The sequence below is a fragment of the Vreelandella titanicae BH1 genome (assembly GCF_000336575.1).
Classification (GTDB): Bacteria; Pseudomonadota; Gammaproteobacteria; order Pseudomonadales; family Halomonadaceae; genus Vreelandella; species Vreelandella titanicae.
In genome coordinates this window covers 130,283-146,463 of sequence record NZ_AOPO01000003.1, presented here as the reverse complement: position 1 = coordinate 146,463, position 16,181 = coordinate 130,283, and the positions used below count along the sequence as shown (strand labels likewise).

Sequence of the window (16,181 nt, the reverse complement as noted above, 5' to 3'; positions counted from 1 at the left end):
TATTCATTTAAATGTCACGATAACGAGGTGGCTAGCGTCATGAAAAGCCCAAACCCCATGGAAGTGGAACTTAAACTGGCCCTTGCCCCGACAGGGCCTGCGGCGCTGACTCAACACCCGTATCTCGCTTCACACGCCGTGCGTAAACAATCGCTGACCAATACCTACTTTGATACCCCTCAGGGTGATCTGGCGAAAGCACATATTGCGCTGCGACTTCGCCAGGTAGACGGCCAGGTGCTGCAAACGGTGAAAACCGCTGGCCAAGGTGGCGGCGGGCTTTCCCAGCGCGAAGAGTGGGAGTGGCAGGTTGTTGGCCCACAGTTGGATCTCGCTTCAATTGCCAAGCTCCCCCCTTTTCAAGGCGAACTTAGCGGTGTGCTAGATGCCCTCGCCCCCCAACTCAGCACCGATTTCACACGGCGTAGCTGGCAGCTAAAAGAGGGCGGACAAGGTCAGGAGAGTCATGTCGAGCTGGTATTGGATGAAGGCGAAATTATTAGCGGTGACTACCGCACGCCGATTCGCGAAGCAGAACTCGAATTAAAAGGCGGCGAGCCCGAAGCTCTGTGGGCGCTGGCATTGACCCTTGCTGAACAGGTACCCCTGCGACCCTCGGACAGTAGCAAGGCGGCCCGTGGCAATGCGCTTAGTACCCAACACTGGCCGCTCCCCGAAGCACACTCCCCGGCAGAGTGGCTGCACCGTGCCACGCTGGCGCTGGACGCCTACCACGACAGCCAACAAGCCAGCTTTTTAAACGATGCCCAGCAGGCGCTGGCCACTCTCGCCGAACATCCCGAACTGGATGCCACCGCACGCGCTTATGCCCAGGCGCTGCCTGGCGCGCTCGATGCGGACGGCCAGCCCAATGCAGCCTACGGTAAAGCGGCGTTAGCGCTCGCCCATCGCTTGGCGTACCAAACCGCGCTACGCTAGGTCCTAGCGCACTTTTCAGGACGGCATTGAGGTCCACTTCAGGATGATGCAATGAATTTAAACTTAACCCCCGGCGCGGAAGGCCTACGCACCCGCCTGTTTCATATCATATTTGAGTCTGACACGCCGGGGGCCAAAGCGTTTGATATCGCCTTGATTGTGGCGATTCTACTCAGCGTTGCGGTCATTATGCTGGGCAGTATCGAGACTTATGCCGAGCGGTACGGAGAACTCTTCTTTTATCTGGAGTGGGCATTCACTCTGTTATTTAGCATTGAGCTCATCCTACGCATTTACTGCCTGGAAAAACCGACCCTTTATTTAAAAAGCTTTTATGGCATCGTCGACTTAATCGCGATTTTGCCCATTTGGCTAGTACTACTGGTGCCCGGAGCCCATGGGCTGGTGATTGTTCGCCTGCTGCGGGTACTGCGCATTTTTCGTATTCTGCGCCTGATGGAGTTTGTCGGCGAGGCGCGTCTTTTAATGGATGCCCTTAAACGCAGCATGCGCCAGATATTGCTGTTTTTTAGCGCCATATTAATGGTGATTACCCTGTTCGCGGCGCTGATGTACACCATCGAATCCTCTGAGGCGGGCTTCACCAGTATTCCGATGTCGATGTACTGGGCCATTGTCAGCATGACCACCGTCGGCTATGGCGACATCGTCCCCGCTACTGCGCTGGGTAAATCGATTACGGTGGTACTCATGCTGCTCGGCTACTCGATCATTGCCGTGCCCACCGGGGTGTTTTCCGCCCAGGTGATTCGCTCGATCCGTGAAGAGCGTTACTCCGAAGAAGCCTGCCCCGGCTGCGGTCACGAACGCCATGAAAAACGCGCCCGCTACTGCCTGCGCTGCGGCACCTGGCTGGATGAAGACAGCGAAGACCCGCGCAAGAAGGATGACGACAAAACAGATGACGCTCAAGAAAATAGCCACGAGAGTGACGAAGACAAGAACTAAGACAAAAACACGCCCCAAGACAGCTAAACTAAATCGTCAAACAAAATAGCCAAACCTGGGGCGCGCAGCGTTTATTTAATGCGGTATGGAGTGGTTATCTAACCGATCACTCCACTTCGTGCGGGGCTTCCCAGGCGTCTAACTCAGCCTCGCTCCAGGCACCGTAAGTAGCGTTGGGGAACACGATCCAATCGTTGCCAAAACGCTCGGCATTCTCTTCAACAAGCGCATGCTGCTGGTCAAGGTCGGCGCCCGCGAAGTCACCCGCGAAATCGTGAAGGGAATCACCCAGCTGCATCACCAGCGTGTGGTTATCCACCACTTCCGCGCGGCGTTCTGCCTTGGCAGGCCCCAGCAACATCACGCTCTGTTCAGAGACTTGGGGTAGCTCTAGCGCTTCCAAGGTGGCGATAGTGTCGGCCTCGTTCTCCTGGTAGCGATCAGAGACGTAAAAAATGGCCACGCCCTGCTCATCCGCGTAATCCAGGAACGCTTTGGCACCCGGCATCAAACGCGGTTCGCCTTCACGCTCCCAATGCTTCCATGTGTCCCAGGTGGTGTAGTCGTGGCACGCCTGCATGTCGCGAACCAACAGAGCGCTATTATCCAGCACCGTTTCATCCAGGTCGGTAATGATCGCCAAGTCGTCGCTGCCACCATGCGCCTCAATCTGATCCTCAAGCCGGTAGGTGGCGAGGGCAAAACCCTGACGCTGCAGAGCAGCGGCTTCAGCAGACTGCTGTTGATAGCGCAGGCCCATTGCATAGGCTTCCTGGGCACATATTTCTGCGCCATCACTATTTGCATGGCTGGTCAGCGGTAAAGCGGTGAGGCTGGCTAGAGCAGCAAGGGTGCAGAGGCGAGAAGGGAATGGCTTCGTCATTGAATGATCTCCTGGGCTAGGCGATCTCAAAAAGACGAGGCGATTCCTCGCCTTAAAGGATCACAATTTATTATCGAAAAGAACCGTTAGGATCATATTTTATTTTCATTGAACATTCAAATAATGAAAAATAGACAAATTCCCTGCTCATTAAAGCTAAAAGCAGGGATTTGCTCTGAAAAGTGTTTTTAGACGACGAAAGGAGAAATATCGCCGCGCCCTTCACGGATGATTTTCGGCGGCAGTTCGCGCAGGTCGATGACGCTGGTGGGGTCTAAATGGCAGGCGCCGCCGTCGATAATGGCATCCAGGTGTGCGCCAAAACGCTCGCGGATCTCTTCCGGGTCGTTCATGGGCAGGTCATCGCCCACCGGAATCAACGTTACGCTCATCAACGGCTCGCCTAATGCGGCCAGTAACGCGTGGGTAATGCGGTGATCCGGTACGCGCACGCCAATGGAGCGACGCTTGGGACGCAGTAGCAGGCGCGGCACCTCTGAAGTGGCATCCAGAATATAAGTGTAAGGCCCTGGGGTATGGGCTTTCAGCAACCGAAATACATCGTTATCCACCTTGGCGTAGGTGCCAATTTCCGAGAGATCGGAGCACACCAGGGTGAAGTTGTGTTTATCGTCCAGTGAACGTAACCATTTTATCTTCTCAATGGCTTTCTTCTCACCCAGATGGCAGCCAAGGGCATAGCCCGAATCAGTGGGGTAAGCAACCACACCGCCTTTACGAATGATCGCAATCGACTGATCGATGAGGCGTTTCTGAGGGTTTTCCGGGTGAATCTGAAAATATTGGCTCATTGGTAACTCCTGTCCGTAGGCACTGCCTATACAGCATAGCCGACTTGGCTTTTAACTGACCGGGCTTTGCAATGACCCGGCTGTGATTTAACCGACCGCCAGCAGGCCGGGTGACGCATCGCGCAGGTGCAGCAGCCGGGGATGCTGCCATATGGGGGGCGCCGCCGTGCGCGGCACTAGGCTCATGCTGCCGGGGGCCGCATGACTGCCAGGGAAGTGAAAATCGCTGCCCATAGAGGCGTAAAGGTCGCGCTCCACTAGCTGACGCGCCAGATCGCGGGTGCTATCCGGGTTCTGCTGGCCGCTGACCAGTTCAACCGCCTGGCCGCCCGCCGCTTGGAAGGTATCCATCAACAGGCCTCGCTTGCGCCGGGTTAAGCCGTGGCGCAGTGGATGGGCAATCACGGCCACACCACCGGAATCGACAATCCAGCTCACGGCTTCGCTGATTTCCGGCCAGTGGGCTTTAACATCGCCCTTTTTGCCGCTGCCCAGATAGCGCTTGAAGGCGCTGGCCCAGTCGGGCACCACGCCTTCCGCTACCAGCGCGCGGGCAAAGTCCGGGCGGCCTAGCGGGCGGTCACTGCCAGCGTGCAGGCGCGCTTTTTCCAGCGCGTTGGATAAACCGACTTTTTCCAGCCTTTCGGCGATCACTGCTGCACGCTGTATCCGAGCTTCACGCTGCTGAATCAGGCCTTCCACCATTGCCCCCTGCAAGCCACCGGGCATCAGCGCCACCACATGGATATTGACGCCCTGCCAGCGTGTGGATAACTCACAGCCGGGGATAAGACACAGCCCTGCTTGCTCCGCCGCGCGGCCCGCTTCTTCAATGCCGTCCATGGTATCGTGATCGGTGAGCGACATGTGCGTCAGCCCGCGTTCGGCACACAGGGTTACCAGCTCGGTGGGCGTTAACGCGCCATCGGAAGCGGTTGAGTGCATGTGCAAATCAACTGGGTAGCGCTGATCGGCATCAAAGGTAGTGGGAAGTCGAGGCATAAGCATGACGCCGTGTGGCCAGTTTGTCAGAATGCGCTTTTCAGCTGTGAATGAACCCTTCGCAATGGGTAAGATATGGTGCGCGCTTATGCCAGTGCGGTCAATTAACGGTCACTTTGCATCCTCGTCTTATCAAGGAGTTATACCCAAATGCTGTATGCCATTATGAGTGAAGATGTACCCAATAGCTTAGAGCGCCGCTTAGCGGCCCGGCCAGACCACTTGGCACGCCTGGAAGCGCTGCGCGATGAAGGCCGCCTGGTACTGGCTGGCCCTCACCCTGCCATCGACGCTGAAAATCCTGGTGATGCAGGCTTTTCCGGCAGCTTGGTGGTAGCGGAATTCGACAGCCTGGAAGACGCCAAGGCGTGGGCCGACGCTGACCCATACATTATTGCAGGGGTGTATGCCAAGGTAATTGTTAAGCCGTTCAAGAAAGTTATGCCTTGACGCCAATAGGCAAGTATGGAGGGTTCGTCGGCTTTTTCACAGAGCCTGTGGAAAACTCTGTGCAAACCCGGCGGACGCTTTGCGCTAAGCCAGAGATAACGCCAGCGCTAACAAATTGATCATTTTTTAACCACCTGTTCATCAATACGGATACCTGCGTGACCCAACGTTCAAACGCTTTGCCACCGCTTGCGGCATTAACGACGCCAACCCTTACCTGGAACGAGGGAGCCCCCCACGCAACAGCGTTTGATGACATCTATTTCACCCGTGGCGATGGGCGCGCAGAGACCGAACATGTATTTCTGGGTGCCAACCACCTGCCCGAACGCTTTACCGCCTGGGAAGCCGCGCGGCCCTTTGTGATTGGCGAAACCGGCTTTGGCACCGGGCTCAATATGCTCTGCGCCTGGGCCTGTTTTGAACAACATGCCCCTTCTTCTGCACGACTGCACCTGTTATCCACAGAGAAGTTTCCCCTTGAGCTAGCTGCCCTTGAACAAGCATTAGCGAGCTGGCCCTCGCTGGCGACTTATGCACAGGCGCTCTGCGGACAGTGGCCCACCGCCGTTAGCGGTATTCACCGCCTGCACTTAACCGATCGTGTCACTCTTGATCTGCATTTCGGCGATACCACTGAGCGCCTGGAGCAGTTGGACGGTCAGGTCGACGCCTGGTTTTTAGACGGCTTTGCGCCCTCTAAAAACCCCGATATGTGGCAGCCTGAATTGTTTAACGCCATGGCCGCCCGTTCACACCCCGGCGCGACTTTCGCCACTTTTACCTGCGCAGGCATCGTTAAGCGGGGCCTGAAAGCGGCGGGCTTTAACTGGAAGAAAGTGCCGGGCTATGGCCGCAAGCGGGAAATGCTAGCGGGCAGTATCGAAGCTCCACCAGCGGATCACCGCCGCCAGGCCACTCCCTGGTTTATCCCACCGCCTACGGCACCGGCCAAGCACGTTGTGATAGTCGGCGCCGGGTTGGCGGGAAGCAGCGTAGCGGCAGCGCTGGCACGGCGGGGCATTAAGGTGACAGTGGTGGAGCGCGAAGCACCCGGTGCGGGCGGTTCGGGTAATCGCCAGGGCGCGCTATATGTAAAGCTTGCCGCCGAGACCAATCACCAAAGCCGGGTTTATCTTGCCGGGCTGTTGTACAGCCAGCGCTGGTTAACGCAGCAAAATTCCCCCCAAAGCTTATGGCAGCCCTGCGGCGTGGTGCAGTTGGCAAGCAGCGATAAGGAGGCGCGCCGCCAGCAGCGTTTTATCGAGCAACACCCGCTGCCACCTGATGTCGTCACGGGCATGGAGAACCCGGCGTTAACCGAAACGGCAGCAATCCCCCTCACTGCCCCCCACGGGCTTTATTATCCACAGGCGGGGTGGGTAAGGCCTAAGGCGCTGTGTGAGTACTTGCTTAGCCAACCAGGCATTAGCTTGCAGCAAGGCGACGTTAGCTCCCTTACCCAACTAGAAAACGGCTGGCAGCTCAACTTGGCCGATGGCAGTACGCTGGGGGCGGATCAGGTGGTGATTGCCAGCGCGCATTTGGCTAACCGCTTTACGCAAACGGCGGAATTACCGCTACAGTCGGTGCGCGGCCAGATTAGCGAGATAACGCTACCCGATGAGGTGGCGGGCCCTAAACGCGTCGTCTGTGCTGGCGGCTATGTGGCGCCCGCTTTAGAGGGTGTGCTGACCTTCGGGGCTAGCTTTGTACCCAACAATGCGACAACTGATGTGACGGATGACGACCATCAGCGCAATATCGATGAGCTGCGCCAGACGCTGCCCGCGCTGGTAGAGGCGTTGGAAAAGGCAGGCATTGAGCTGAGCCCTGAGAACCTTAAGGGCCGTGCCGCCGTGCGTGCAGCAAGCCCCGACAAAACCCCTTACGCTGGGCCGGTGCCGGTGGCAGAAGCATGGCGAACGGATTATTCGCTGCTGAGCAAAGATGCCACCCGCGTGGCGGAGATACCTGGCAGGCATCATCCAGGCCTGTGGATATCCACCGCCCACGGCTCAAGGGGGCTCGCCAGCGCGCCGCTTTGTGCCGAGGTAATCGCCTCACGAATCTGCGATGAACCAATGCCACTAGAAGCGCCGCTGGTCGATCATCTGCATCCGGGGCGGCGGATTATTAGTGCGATTATTCGTGGCGAGAATGCTTAATAGAAAACCGGGTAACAGCTCTTTTTTGTCACTGCGAAGTACTCCGCCTCATTATATGGGGTGCCATTGCAAACGCAGTGAAGCAAACTGGGGTGGGGCCCCCGACAGGTTGAGATTGCTTCGTCGTTTCACTCTCGCCATGACACATTGGCTGGGCGCCTGGCTACAACATTCTTTTGTCATCGCGAGCGAAGCGCGGCGATCTCGGGTTTGCCTGCCAATGCCAGCAAAGATTGCTTCGTCGTTTCACTCCTCGCAATGACACATTGGCTGGGCGCCTGGCTACAACATTCTTTTGTCATCGCGAGCGAAGCGCGGCGATCTCGGGTTTGCCTGCCAATGCCAGCAAAGATTGCTTCGTCGTTTCACTCCTCGCAATGACACATAGGCGTCATTGCGAACGAAGTGAAGCAATCTGGGGTGGGTGCCCCGACAGGCTGAGATTGCCGCGTCGCTGCGCTCCTCGCAACGACATATTGGGAGGCTTTTCGCAAGATGAGGCTAAATATCGCCCTCTTCTTCGTCGTCGGCGACATCGCGCCCAAACGAGCGCCACTGAGCCAGGGTCATCACTTCGGTCATTTCTAATTCAAGGTCGTGGGCGATAATCAGCTCATTGCGCTCAAGCTGCTTTTTCAGTTCGGCTACCCAGCCGTGCATGCCCTCGCCCGTGGTATCAGTGGTGTCGTAGCCCTGGCGGGTCACAAACGCCTCCAGCAGGGCATTGAGGGTGTCCGGCGGCAGCATTCGGGCGGGTACTTCAATAAAACGGCTCATTAACGCTGCTCCCACTCTGCCAAACGTTCGATAAAGGTGGCTTCGTCCACGACTTCCACGCCCATCTGTTCAGCTTTGGTAAGTTTACTGCCCGCCGCTTCGCCTGCGACCAGGCAGGTAGTCTTCTTCGATACACTACCCGCCACCTTAGCACCCAACGCCTGCAAGCGTGCTTTGCCCTCATCGCGGGTCATACTCTCCAATGAGCCGGTGAGCACCCAGGTCTGGCCTTCCAGCGGCGTAGGGCCTTGGGTGACTTCCGCCTCCTGCCAGGTAATGCCCGCATCAATCAGCGCGGCAATGGTTTCCTGGTTGTGCGGTTGGCGGAAGAAAGTATGCACATGGGCGGCCACAATCGGGCCAACATCGTTGACCGCTTCCAGCGCTTCCAACTCAGCGGCTTGAATGGCCTCAAGGGTACCAAAGTGGTTGGCGAGATTGGCCGCCGTCGCCTCGCCTACTTCACGAATGCCTAAGGCGTAAATAAACCGCGCCAGCGTAGTCGATTTAGCGGTTTCAAGCGCGTTGACCAAGTTGGTGGCTGATTTCTCGCCCATACGCGGCAGGCTTTGAAGCTGTTCGACAGACAAGTGAAACAGCGCCGCCGGCGTTTCTACCCAGCCCAAATCAACTAACTGCACGATCAACTTTTCGCCCAAGCCGTCAATATCCAGCGCTTTGCGACTGGCGAAATGCTTGAGCGCTTCTTTACGCTGCGCCGCACAGTAAAGGCCCCCCGAACAGCGAGCTACCGCTTCACCTTCAATACGCTCGATATCCGAACCGCACACCGGGCAATGTTCGGGAAAAATGATCTCCCTTGCATCCGCTGGTCGCAGCTCGGTATGCACGCTCACGACTTGAGGAATCACATCGCCGGCCCGGCGAATCGACACCGTATCGCCGATCATGACATCCAAGCGTTTGATCTCATCAGCGTTGTGCAGCGTCGCGTTAGACACCGTCACACCCGCCACGGTGACTGGTTCAAGACGCGCCACGGGGGTAATGGCGCCGGTACGGCCAACCTGGAACTCCACATCGTTAAGCGTGGTGACCTCTTCCTGAGCCGGATACTTAAACGCCACCGCCCAGCGCGGCGCGCGGGCAACAAAACCCAGTTCACGCTGGTGGCGCAGATCGTTTACCTTGATGACCACGCCGTCGATATCAAAACCTAAACCGTCTCGCTTTTCGCCCAACTGTTCACAGTAATCGGCAACGGCCTGGGGGCCTTTAACCACCTTCAACTCTGAGCTTGCGCGAAACCCCCAGTCTTTTAGCCTTTCCATTTGGCGGCTATGAGTGGGAATCACACTGTCATCCAAATTAGCCATGTCAATTCTGGCAACTTGATAAGCGTGAAACTCTAGCGGGCGTTTTGCCGTGATGCGTGGATCCAGCTGGCGCAGGCTGCCTGCCGCCGCGTTGCGGGGGTTGGCAAAGACCTTGCTGCCCTCTTCCCGGGCGCGCTCGTTCAGGGCTTCAAAACCCGCATGGCGCATAATGACCTCACCCCGTACTTCTAACAGCGCAGGCACGTTTTTACCCATCAGCTTGAGCGGTACCGAGCGCAGCGTGCGCAGATTAGAGGTAATGCCTTCGCCGGTGCGACCATCACCTCGAGTCGCACCGCTCACCAGCATGCCCTGCTCATAAACTAACGAGACGGCCGCGCCGTCCAACTTTGGCTCGCAGGTAAACTCAAGACCGTCTGCCGTGCATTCGAGGCGTTCGGCCACCCGTTCAGCAAAGGCGAGGATATCGTCACGGCTAAAGGCGTTATCTAGCGACAGCATGGGGATAGCGTGGGCCACCGATGGAAAGCCATCCGCAGGGGCAGCGCCCACACGCTGAGTGGGTGAATCGGGAGTGACCAACTCCGGATGCTCAGCCTCCAACTGCTGTAAACGCTGAAATTTACGATCATAGTCGGCATCCGTCAGCGTCGGTTCATCCAGCACGTAGTAACGGTAGTTGGCCTCGTCCAGGGCGGCCCGCAGTTGGTTAATCTCTTCCAGAGATTGAGAATCAGACTGACTCATTGGGGTGGGTTCCAGTACTAGCTAAAATCGGCAGCGAAAACGCAAAAGCTAAATTTCAAAAACATAAAAAATGACAAAACAACAGCGTATTGAACAGAAACACCCGCCTCCTGGCAAGAAGGCGGGTGTTTCACAGCAAGTGCTGCTTCGTCGGTTAGTAGGCGACGATTAGCGGGCTTGCAGTTGACGATGCAGGCGATGGCGGCGCTCAAACTCACGCACCCGCTGGCGGGCAAATTCGATCGTTTGTGCGGTCATCACGCTGCGGTTTTCGTCTTTTAGCTCGCCGCCCATATGGCGAACCACCACCATGGCGGTTTCTACCATCGCCTCAAAGGCAGCGGCACTATCGATGGCGCCAGGTAGCGGCATCAACAGCGTGATACCGGGCGTCATAAACTCACCCATCTCTTCAATGGGGAAAGTACCCGGTTTAACCACATTCACCATCGAGAACTGAAGCTCACTAGCATCGCTCTCGGTTTCAAAGCGGTGGAAAACACCCATTTCACTGCTGTAGCGCAAACCGCACACCATCATCAGCTCAAGTAGTTTGGTGCCATCGAAGCCTTCTGGATCACGGGACAGAACGCTAATCACCACGACTTCTTCGGCATTGGACAGCGTCTCTTTAGCGTGTTCACCGTTCACATCATGGCGCAGAGCTTTTTCTAACGTTGGGTGTACGCGGACTCGCTCGTTCATCCCACGCTCGCCGGCCGTTTGGCCGTCGTAAGCGTCTGCCTCGAAGCTTTCTTCAAAACCTTCTTCGTGGGCTGCATACTCATGGCTTGCGTAGCGACGCGCCTCTTCATCGGCAGCATGCTGCTGGGCGGCTAGCCTTTCGGCGGCAGCCGCTTCTTCACGAGCTTGGGCCTGCTCTTGAGCAAGGCGGGCACGCTCTGCGTCAGCGGCCTCTTTGGCTTCACGCTTCTGCTCTGCTTCCAGCGCCTTGCGCTCGGCCTTCTGTTGGGCCAAGGCTTGATCACGCACCGCTTTCTCAGCTTTTTTGCGCTGCTTCTCTTTACGCCGCGCAATCAAACGACGCTTCAGCGAGCGCCCCATGCCTTCAAAGTCGACCAGGCGATACTCATCAACTTCGTCATCATCCAACTCGTCGTATTCGCCCGCGGTATCAGAACGCAACTGACGCCGTTTCGGCGAATGCTCATTGGCGTGTTTAGCAAATACTGCATCTTCTGGCTCAGCCCGCAGCACAGGCTCCTGGGTGTGCTCTGGTTCCTGCTGAGTGCGAGGCTGTGCCGCCATTTCGCTGTCTGTTTCAGTGGCAGCTGCGTCACTGGCGGTGAACGAGATAGCATCTGAAGCAGCAGGATGAGACGCTTCAACGTTCTCTTCTGCCACCGGAGAGCTAGGCGTTGCAGCAGAATACGCAGGCTGCTCGCTTTGTGGTTCCGGCTGCGAAGGTACTGTCGCCTTGACCTGCGGCCTCTCAGTTTGAGGAGAGCCAGTTTGTGCAGAGTCAGTCATTGAGATACTGGGCTCGCGGCGCTCATGTTCAGTGGGCGCATTGTGGGCAGCATAACTAGCAGAAGACGTCGCCGCAGAAGTGACTGGCGGCTCTGTCTTAACGGCTACGCTTGGTGCTGGCTTAGCAACTGATGCTGCTTTATCGAGTTTATCTGCCTTATCAGCTTTGCGCTTGGCGGCTTTAGCAGAGGCGGAACGTCTAAACTCTGAAAGCACTCTAGAAGGCCCAGGATGCTCTTGACGTTCTAACTTTGGTTTATTACCTAAGCCACTATAGTCTGCGGGTTTAACAACTCGAGCACCGCCATTAGGAAGTTCCCAATTGATCTCCGCAGCTTTAGCAGCCTCCTCGGGATCATCTAGCGAACTCCCGGATAGGTCTTTCTCCGCCTGATCCAGACGGGGTACACGACGCTGCCGTTGAAGTCTTCGCGCACCGTCAATAACGATGAGCGATACCAACGCCAGCCCTAAAATGATTAGCCACTCTCTTAGTTCCATGTCGAACGTTCCATGGTCGTCTTGCCGGTTGCTAAGGCACGGTGTCTAAAATGTCATGCCTGAATATAGGTAACGGCTATTGAATAATTACCTGCTATCAATAAAGCCAAGCATAGCGCGATTACTACCAAAAGGGCCAATTTTTGCTGCATTTAACGCGATTTTCACGCCATGGCAGAATTCTGCCTCTCTTTAGGCCAGAGAAATCTGACCTTAACTTCAAACAAAAGTGCCGCAATCATTAGATCTAACATCTATAAATAGCTTTATAAAGGAATCCGAGAAGCAAGAAAAGCCGTTTTGACAACCGACACACCCGCCATTGCGTATTGCCTCTATAAGCCGTTTAACCATCTCAAGCGCGCTATTAGTAGGGTTAATATAGTTAAGAAGAACGCTTTAGGACATTTTTTTACGCATTTTTCCAACAAAAAGTTTATCTACTTGGCGTTTGCCGCTTCAGCTTTGCTCACTCTACTATCGCCAATAGTGCTTTCGCTAACTCTGCTTTCGACAATAGCCTCCTTGGAAAAACGCTCTCAACAGAAGTGCTCTTCCAAGAACTCTGCTGCTTAGTCTTCGTTCTCCCAGGTCTCAATCAGAATGCTTTCACTGCTGCTTGGTAGGATAGGGAGTTAGTTTAATCGACCAGCGCCGCCGCTTCTTCAATACCCACCGAGACTAACCGCGATACGCCGGGCTCTTGCATGGTGACACCCATCAAGCGCTCGGCGGCTTCCATGGCAATCTTGTTGTGGGTGATGTAGATAAACTGAACGTTTTCAGACATCTCTTTCACCAGCCTGGCGTAACGGCCCACGTTGGCGTCATCCAAGGGGGCATCGACTTCATCCAGCATACAGAACGGCGCGGGGTTAAGCTGAAAGATCGCAAATACCAGCGACAGCGCAGTCAGCGCCTTCTCGCCGCCCGAGAGCAGATGAATGGTGCTGTTCTTCTTACCCGGCGGGCGGGCCATAATCGCCACGCCGGTTTCCAACAGATCATCGCCGGTTAGCGTTAGCCATGCAGCACCGCCGCCGAATACGCGAGGGAAAAGGGTTTGTAGCCCAGTGTTCACCTGATCAAAGGTTTCGCGGAAACGCACACGGGTTTCTTGATCGATACGCTTAATCGCCCTTTCGAGGGTTTCCAGCGCTTCGGTCAGCTCAGCATGCTGCGCTTCCAGATAATTTCGCCGCTCGGCCTGCTGGTCGTACTCCTCAATGGCAGCGAGGTTGATCGCCCCCAAGCGGCGAATTTTATCCGTGGTGCTTTCCAGGCGTTCCTGCCAACGGGTTTCCGTCGCTTCCTGGGGTAACTGTTCGGCAAGAGTCTCGACGTTATGACCAAGCTCAGCTAGCTGCTCATCCTGGGTGGTGGCTTTAAGCGCCAGCGCCTGCACGTCCATGCGCCGCTGCTGGAGCTGCTCGCGGCTCTGTTCCAGGTTGCGCTCGTGCTGCTGGCGGGCAAGTTCATCGTTACGCAGCTGTTCTGCCAGTGCCTGAGCCTGCTGACGAGTGGCGTTTAAGCGCCCTTCCTGCTGCTCGCGCTGATGAAGCAGCTCCTCAAGCTCTTCACCGGCCAGCTCGTCGGGTTCGATCAGCATTTCCCGTGACTCTTCCAGCTCGGCAATCCGCAGCGAGAGCCGCTCTTCAGAGTCACTTGAACGCGCCTGCTGTGAGCGCAGACTATCGCGCTCGGCACTCAAGCGTTCACGCTCCAGCGCCAGCGCCTGCTGCTGCGCTTTGAGCGGGGCGTGCTGCTGGGTCAACTGGTCACGCGCTTCACGCTGCCGGTTGCGCTGTTCGGCGCTGGTTTCCCGCGCTTGCGCCGCGCTTTCCAACTGTTCCATCGCCACATGCCAGCGGGCACGCTGCTCGTCGATGGTAAGCGCTAACTCTGCCTCATCTTCTTGCAGCTGGGCAAGCTCTTCATCGAGTTCAGTGGCGCGACTCTCCAGATGTTCCAAGCGCTGGGCCAGGCTGCGCTCTTTTACCGCCAGCTGTTGCAGGGTGGCGGCGTGGGCGCGCTCCTGTTCGGCCTGCTGTTCACGGGCCTGTTCCAGGGTTTCAATGGTTTCACTGGCCGCTTCACACTGCGCTTCTGCCAGCGCCAGCGCTTCTTCTTCGCTTTCGCGCTGGGCGGTCAGTTCGGCGTAGCGGCGGCGCGTTAATAGCAGCCCGTCGATACCTTCGCCGTTGGCCTGCTGGTTCAGCCAGCCGCGGCCCAGCCAAACGCCATCCTGGCTTACCACGCTTTCGCCAGGTGCGAGGTGCGCTACCTGCGCCTCCGCTTGTTCTGCCGTTTGCGTATAGTGAATGCTCGCTAACCATTCACCCAACGCACCGGCGCCTTTGACCAAGCTGTCTAATCGCTGGCCAGAGGTTGAGGCGGCGGGTGGTGTTTGATCAATCAGCCGCCACTCCGTGGCTAAGGCTTCAGGTAAAGCGGCCAGTTGGTGGCGGTTCACCAGGCGGGCATTGAGCCAGGGCGCGAGCAGCCAGGACACCAGCGTTTCCCAGCCGGGCTCAACCTGCAGTGCTTCACCCAGTTGGGGGGCATCCGCTAAACCATACGCTTCCAAGGTCGTGCCAATAGCAGGATCGTGATCCACCAGGGCGGCATCAATCAACGCTTGAAGTGAGGCTAACTCCCCCTGGCGCTGACTGAGTTCAGCGCGCTGATTGTCCCGCGTCTGAGTGGCCTGCTGGTAGGCTGCTTTAGCATCGCCGTAGCGCTGCTGCCATTGATCCCGCTGGGTTTGAAAACCTTCCGACTGCTCCTCGGCCTCGGTCAACTGCGCCTGGCACACAGCGTGCTCTTCACGCAGCGCGGTGAGATCGGCTACCTCGCTGCGCTGCTGACGGCGGCGCTGATTTTCCGCCTGTAAGCGCTGAATACGCTGTTCAAGGTCGCGCAACTGATCCTGGCTGCGATCCGCATCGCGGCTGGCATCCCGCCAGCGGGTTTCGGCATCGGCCCACTGCTGCTCGGCGGCTTCCAGCGCGGGAGACGCGTCGGACAACGCCTGCTCCAGGCTTTCGAGCTGCTCCTCCAGCGCTTCGTGTTCGGGGAGTAAATCTTCAAAGCGCTCGTCAATGGCGGCTAAACGCTCCTGATCGCCTTCACTAACGCGGCGCTGCTCGTCCAATTCGCGCCGAGCCGTGGCGATGTCGCTGGCCAGTTGGGTTTCACGGCTACGCCGGTGGGCCTGATCCTGTTCTAAACGGGCGATGCGCGTAGTGGTTTCAAAGAACTGCTGCTGATGGCGATCGAGCACCTCAGAAAGTTCGTCGTGCTGCTCCCGGGCCTGCTCCAGGCGGGTTTCGCACTGGCGGACACCGAAGACATCTTTTTCTACCGCTATTTCCAATTCGCGGACGCGGCTCTCTTGATGCGATTGCTCGGCACGCAGGGCACGCCCGCGCAGCAGCGCCAGCTCGCCCTTGAGCCGATACTCCTGTTCCTTGAGATCCTGGTAGCGCTTGGCGGCTTCGGCCTGACGTTTGAGGCGCTCTAGCTGTTTATCCAACTCTTCGCGAATATCGTCCAGACGCTCCAGGTTCTCCTGGGTTCGCCGCATGCGGTTTTCGGTTTCCCGGCGGCGCTCTTTGTACTTGGAGATACCCGCGGCCTCTTCAAGCGTCGAGCGCAGGTCGTCGGGGCGGGCTTCGATCAACCGCGAGATCATCCCCTGGCCGATAATCGCGTAGGAACGCGGCCCCAGGCCGGTACCCATAAACAGGTCGGCGATATCGCGCCGACGGCATTTCTGGCCATTAAAGAAGTAGTTGGATTGTCCGTCGCGGGTGACCAAGCGCTTAACGGCAATTTCCGCATACTGGGCGTAAACGCCGCCCATGCCGCCATCGCGGTTGTCGAACTTGAGTTCTATGGACGCCTGGCTGATCGGTTTACGGCCGGTGGAGCCGTTAAAGATAACGTCGGCCATGGATTCGCCGCGCAGGGTTTTGGCGGATGACTCCCCCATTACCCAGCGCACGGCGTCAATAATATTGGATTTACCGCAGCCGTTGGGGCCTACGATGGCGGTCATATTGCCATCAAAGGGCACCGTGACGGGATCCACAAAGGACTTAAACCCGACTAAGCGAATCGACGTTAAGCGCATACCGAAGCG

The 16,181-nt window shown here is 57.1% G+C and carries 11 protein-coding genes; 4 read left to right on the top strand and 7 right to left on the bottom strand.

The window, feature by feature from the left end; all coding sequences use genetic code 11:
• Positions 1-39: 39 nt before the first annotated feature.
• Together HALTITAN_RS08030 and HALTITAN_RS08025 are read left to right on the top strand one after the other, a co-directional pair.
• Positions 40-939 carry a CYTH domain-containing protein gene (locus tag HALTITAN_RS08030; RefSeq protein ID WP_039858749.1) on the top strand — a complete coding sequence of 300 codons (900 nt, stop codon included), beginning with the start codon at positions 40-42 and terminating at the stop codon, positions 937-939.
• A gap of 51 nt (positions 940-990) precedes the next feature.
• Positions 991-1,908: an ion transporter gene (locus HALTITAN_RS08025; protein WP_009286794.1), complete on the top strand. Its 918-nt coding sequence runs from the start codon at positions 991-993 to the stop codon at positions 1,906-1,908.
• A gap of 106 nt (positions 1,909-2,014) precedes the next feature.
• Here the strand turns inward: HALTITAN_RS08025 and HALTITAN_RS08020 are convergent, their stop codons facing one another.
• The 3 genes from HALTITAN_RS08020 to HALTITAN_RS08010 all read right to left on the bottom strand — a co-directional run bounded on the left by HALTITAN_RS08020 (position 2,015) and on the right by HALTITAN_RS08010 (position 4,611).
• Positions 2,015-2,791: a 5'-nucleotidase, lipoprotein e(P4) family gene (locus HALTITAN_RS08020; protein ID WP_039858747.1), complete on the bottom strand. Its 777-nt coding sequence runs from the start codon at positions 2,789-2,791 to the stop codon at positions 2,015-2,017.
• Between the two features lie 188 nt (positions 2,792-2,979).
• Entirely contained in the window at positions 2,980-3,603 is a 624-nt protein-coding gene (locus HALTITAN_RS08015; RefSeq protein WP_009286792.1) for an L-threonylcarbamoyladenylate synthase, read from the bottom strand.
• A gap of 87 nt (positions 3,604-3,690) precedes the next feature.
• Positions 3,691-4,611, bottom strand: a complete 921-nt coding sequence (locus HALTITAN_RS08010; RefSeq protein ID WP_039858745.1) for a PHP domain-containing protein — start codon at positions 4,609-4,611, stop codon at positions 3,691-3,693.
• A 144-nt stretch (positions 4,612-4,755) separates the two neighbouring features.
• Between HALTITAN_RS08010 and HALTITAN_RS08005 the strand changes: the two genes are divergently transcribed.
• Positions 4,756-5,055 carry a YciI family protein gene (locus HALTITAN_RS08005; protein WP_022519945.1) on the top strand — a complete coding sequence of 100 codons (300 nt, stop codon included), beginning with the start codon at positions 4,756-4,758 and terminating at the stop codon, positions 5,053-5,055.
• Between the two features lie 158 nt (positions 5,056-5,213).
• Positions 5,214-7,223, top strand: coding sequence for a bifunctional tRNA (5-methylaminomethyl-2-thiouridine)(34)-methyltransferase MnmC2/FAD-dependent 5-carboxymethylaminomethyl-2-thiouridine(34) oxidoreductase MnmC1 (mnmC, locus tag HALTITAN_RS08000; protein ID WP_009286791.1), 2,010 nt, complete (start codon positions 5,214-5,216; stop codon positions 7,221-7,223).
• A gap of 501 nt (positions 7,224-7,724) precedes the next feature.
• Here mnmC and HALTITAN_RS07995 read toward each other — a convergent pair.
• From HALTITAN_RS07995 to smc, 4 genes are all read right to left on the bottom strand, one after another.
• Positions 7,725-8,000, bottom strand: coding sequence for a YheU family protein (locus HALTITAN_RS07995; RefSeq protein WP_022519947.1), 276 nt, complete (start codon positions 7,998-8,000; stop codon positions 7,725-7,727).
• The gene (gene ligA, locus HALTITAN_RS07990) at positions 8,000-10,045 is read right to left on the bottom strand and encodes an NAD-dependent DNA ligase LigA (protein WP_009286790.1); all 2,046 of its coding nucleotides are present in this window, start codon (positions 10,043-10,045) and stop codon (positions 8,000-8,002) included. Before ligA ends, HALTITAN_RS07995 begins: the two co-directional genes overlap by 1 nt.
• A 168-nt stretch (positions 10,046-10,213) precedes the next feature.
• A complete protein-coding gene (gene zipA / locus HALTITAN_RS07985) occupies positions 10,214-12,037 on the bottom strand; it encodes a cell division protein ZipA (RefSeq protein WP_039858740.1) in 1,824 nt (607 codons plus the stop codon).
• 640 nt (positions 12,038-12,677) lie between these two features.
• Entirely contained in the window at positions 12,678-16,172 is a 3,495-nt protein-coding gene (gene smc, locus HALTITAN_RS07980) for a chromosome segregation protein SMC (protein ID WP_039858738.1), read from the bottom strand.
• Between the last annotated feature and the right edge of the window lie 9 nt (positions 16,173-16,181).

Coding starts and splice junctions, on each gene's coding strand:
- HALTITAN_RS08030 (WP_039858749.1), top strand. CDS start 40: ATGAAAAGCCCAAACCCCATGGAAGTGGAACTTAAACTGGCCCTTGCC.
- HALTITAN_RS08010 (WP_039858745.1), bottom strand. CDS start 4,611: ATGCTTATGCCTCGACTTCCCACTACCTTTGATGCCGATCAGCGCTAC.
- HALTITAN_RS07995 (WP_022519947.1), bottom strand. CDS start 8,000: ATGAGCCGTTTTATTGAAGTACCCGCCCGAATGCTGCCGCCGGACACC.
- HALTITAN_RS08015 (WP_009286792.1), bottom strand. CDS start 3,603: ATGAGCCAATATTTTCAGATTCACCCGGAAAACCCTCAGAAACGCCTC.
- HALTITAN_RS08025 (WP_009286794.1), top strand. CDS start 991: ATGAATTTAAACTTAACCCCCGGCGCGGAAGGCCTACGCACCCGCCTG.
- ligA (WP_009286790.1), bottom strand. CDS start 10,045: ATGAGTCAGTCTGATTCTCAATCTCTGGAAGAGATTAACCAACTGCGG.
- zipA (WP_039858740.1), bottom strand. CDS start 12,037: ATGGAACTAAGAGAGTGGCTAATCATTTTAGGGCTGGCGTTGGTATCG.
- HALTITAN_RS08005 (WP_022519945.1), top strand. CDS start 4,756: ATGCTGTATGCCATTATGAGTGAAGATGTACCCAATAGCTTAGAGCGC.
- smc (WP_039858738.1), bottom strand. CDS start 16,172: ATGCGCTTAACGTCGATTCGCTTAGTCGGGTTTAAGTCCTTTGTGGAT.
- HALTITAN_RS08020 (WP_039858747.1), bottom strand. CDS start 2,791: ATGACGAAGCCATTCCCTTCTCGCCTCTGCACCCTTGCTGCTCTAGCC.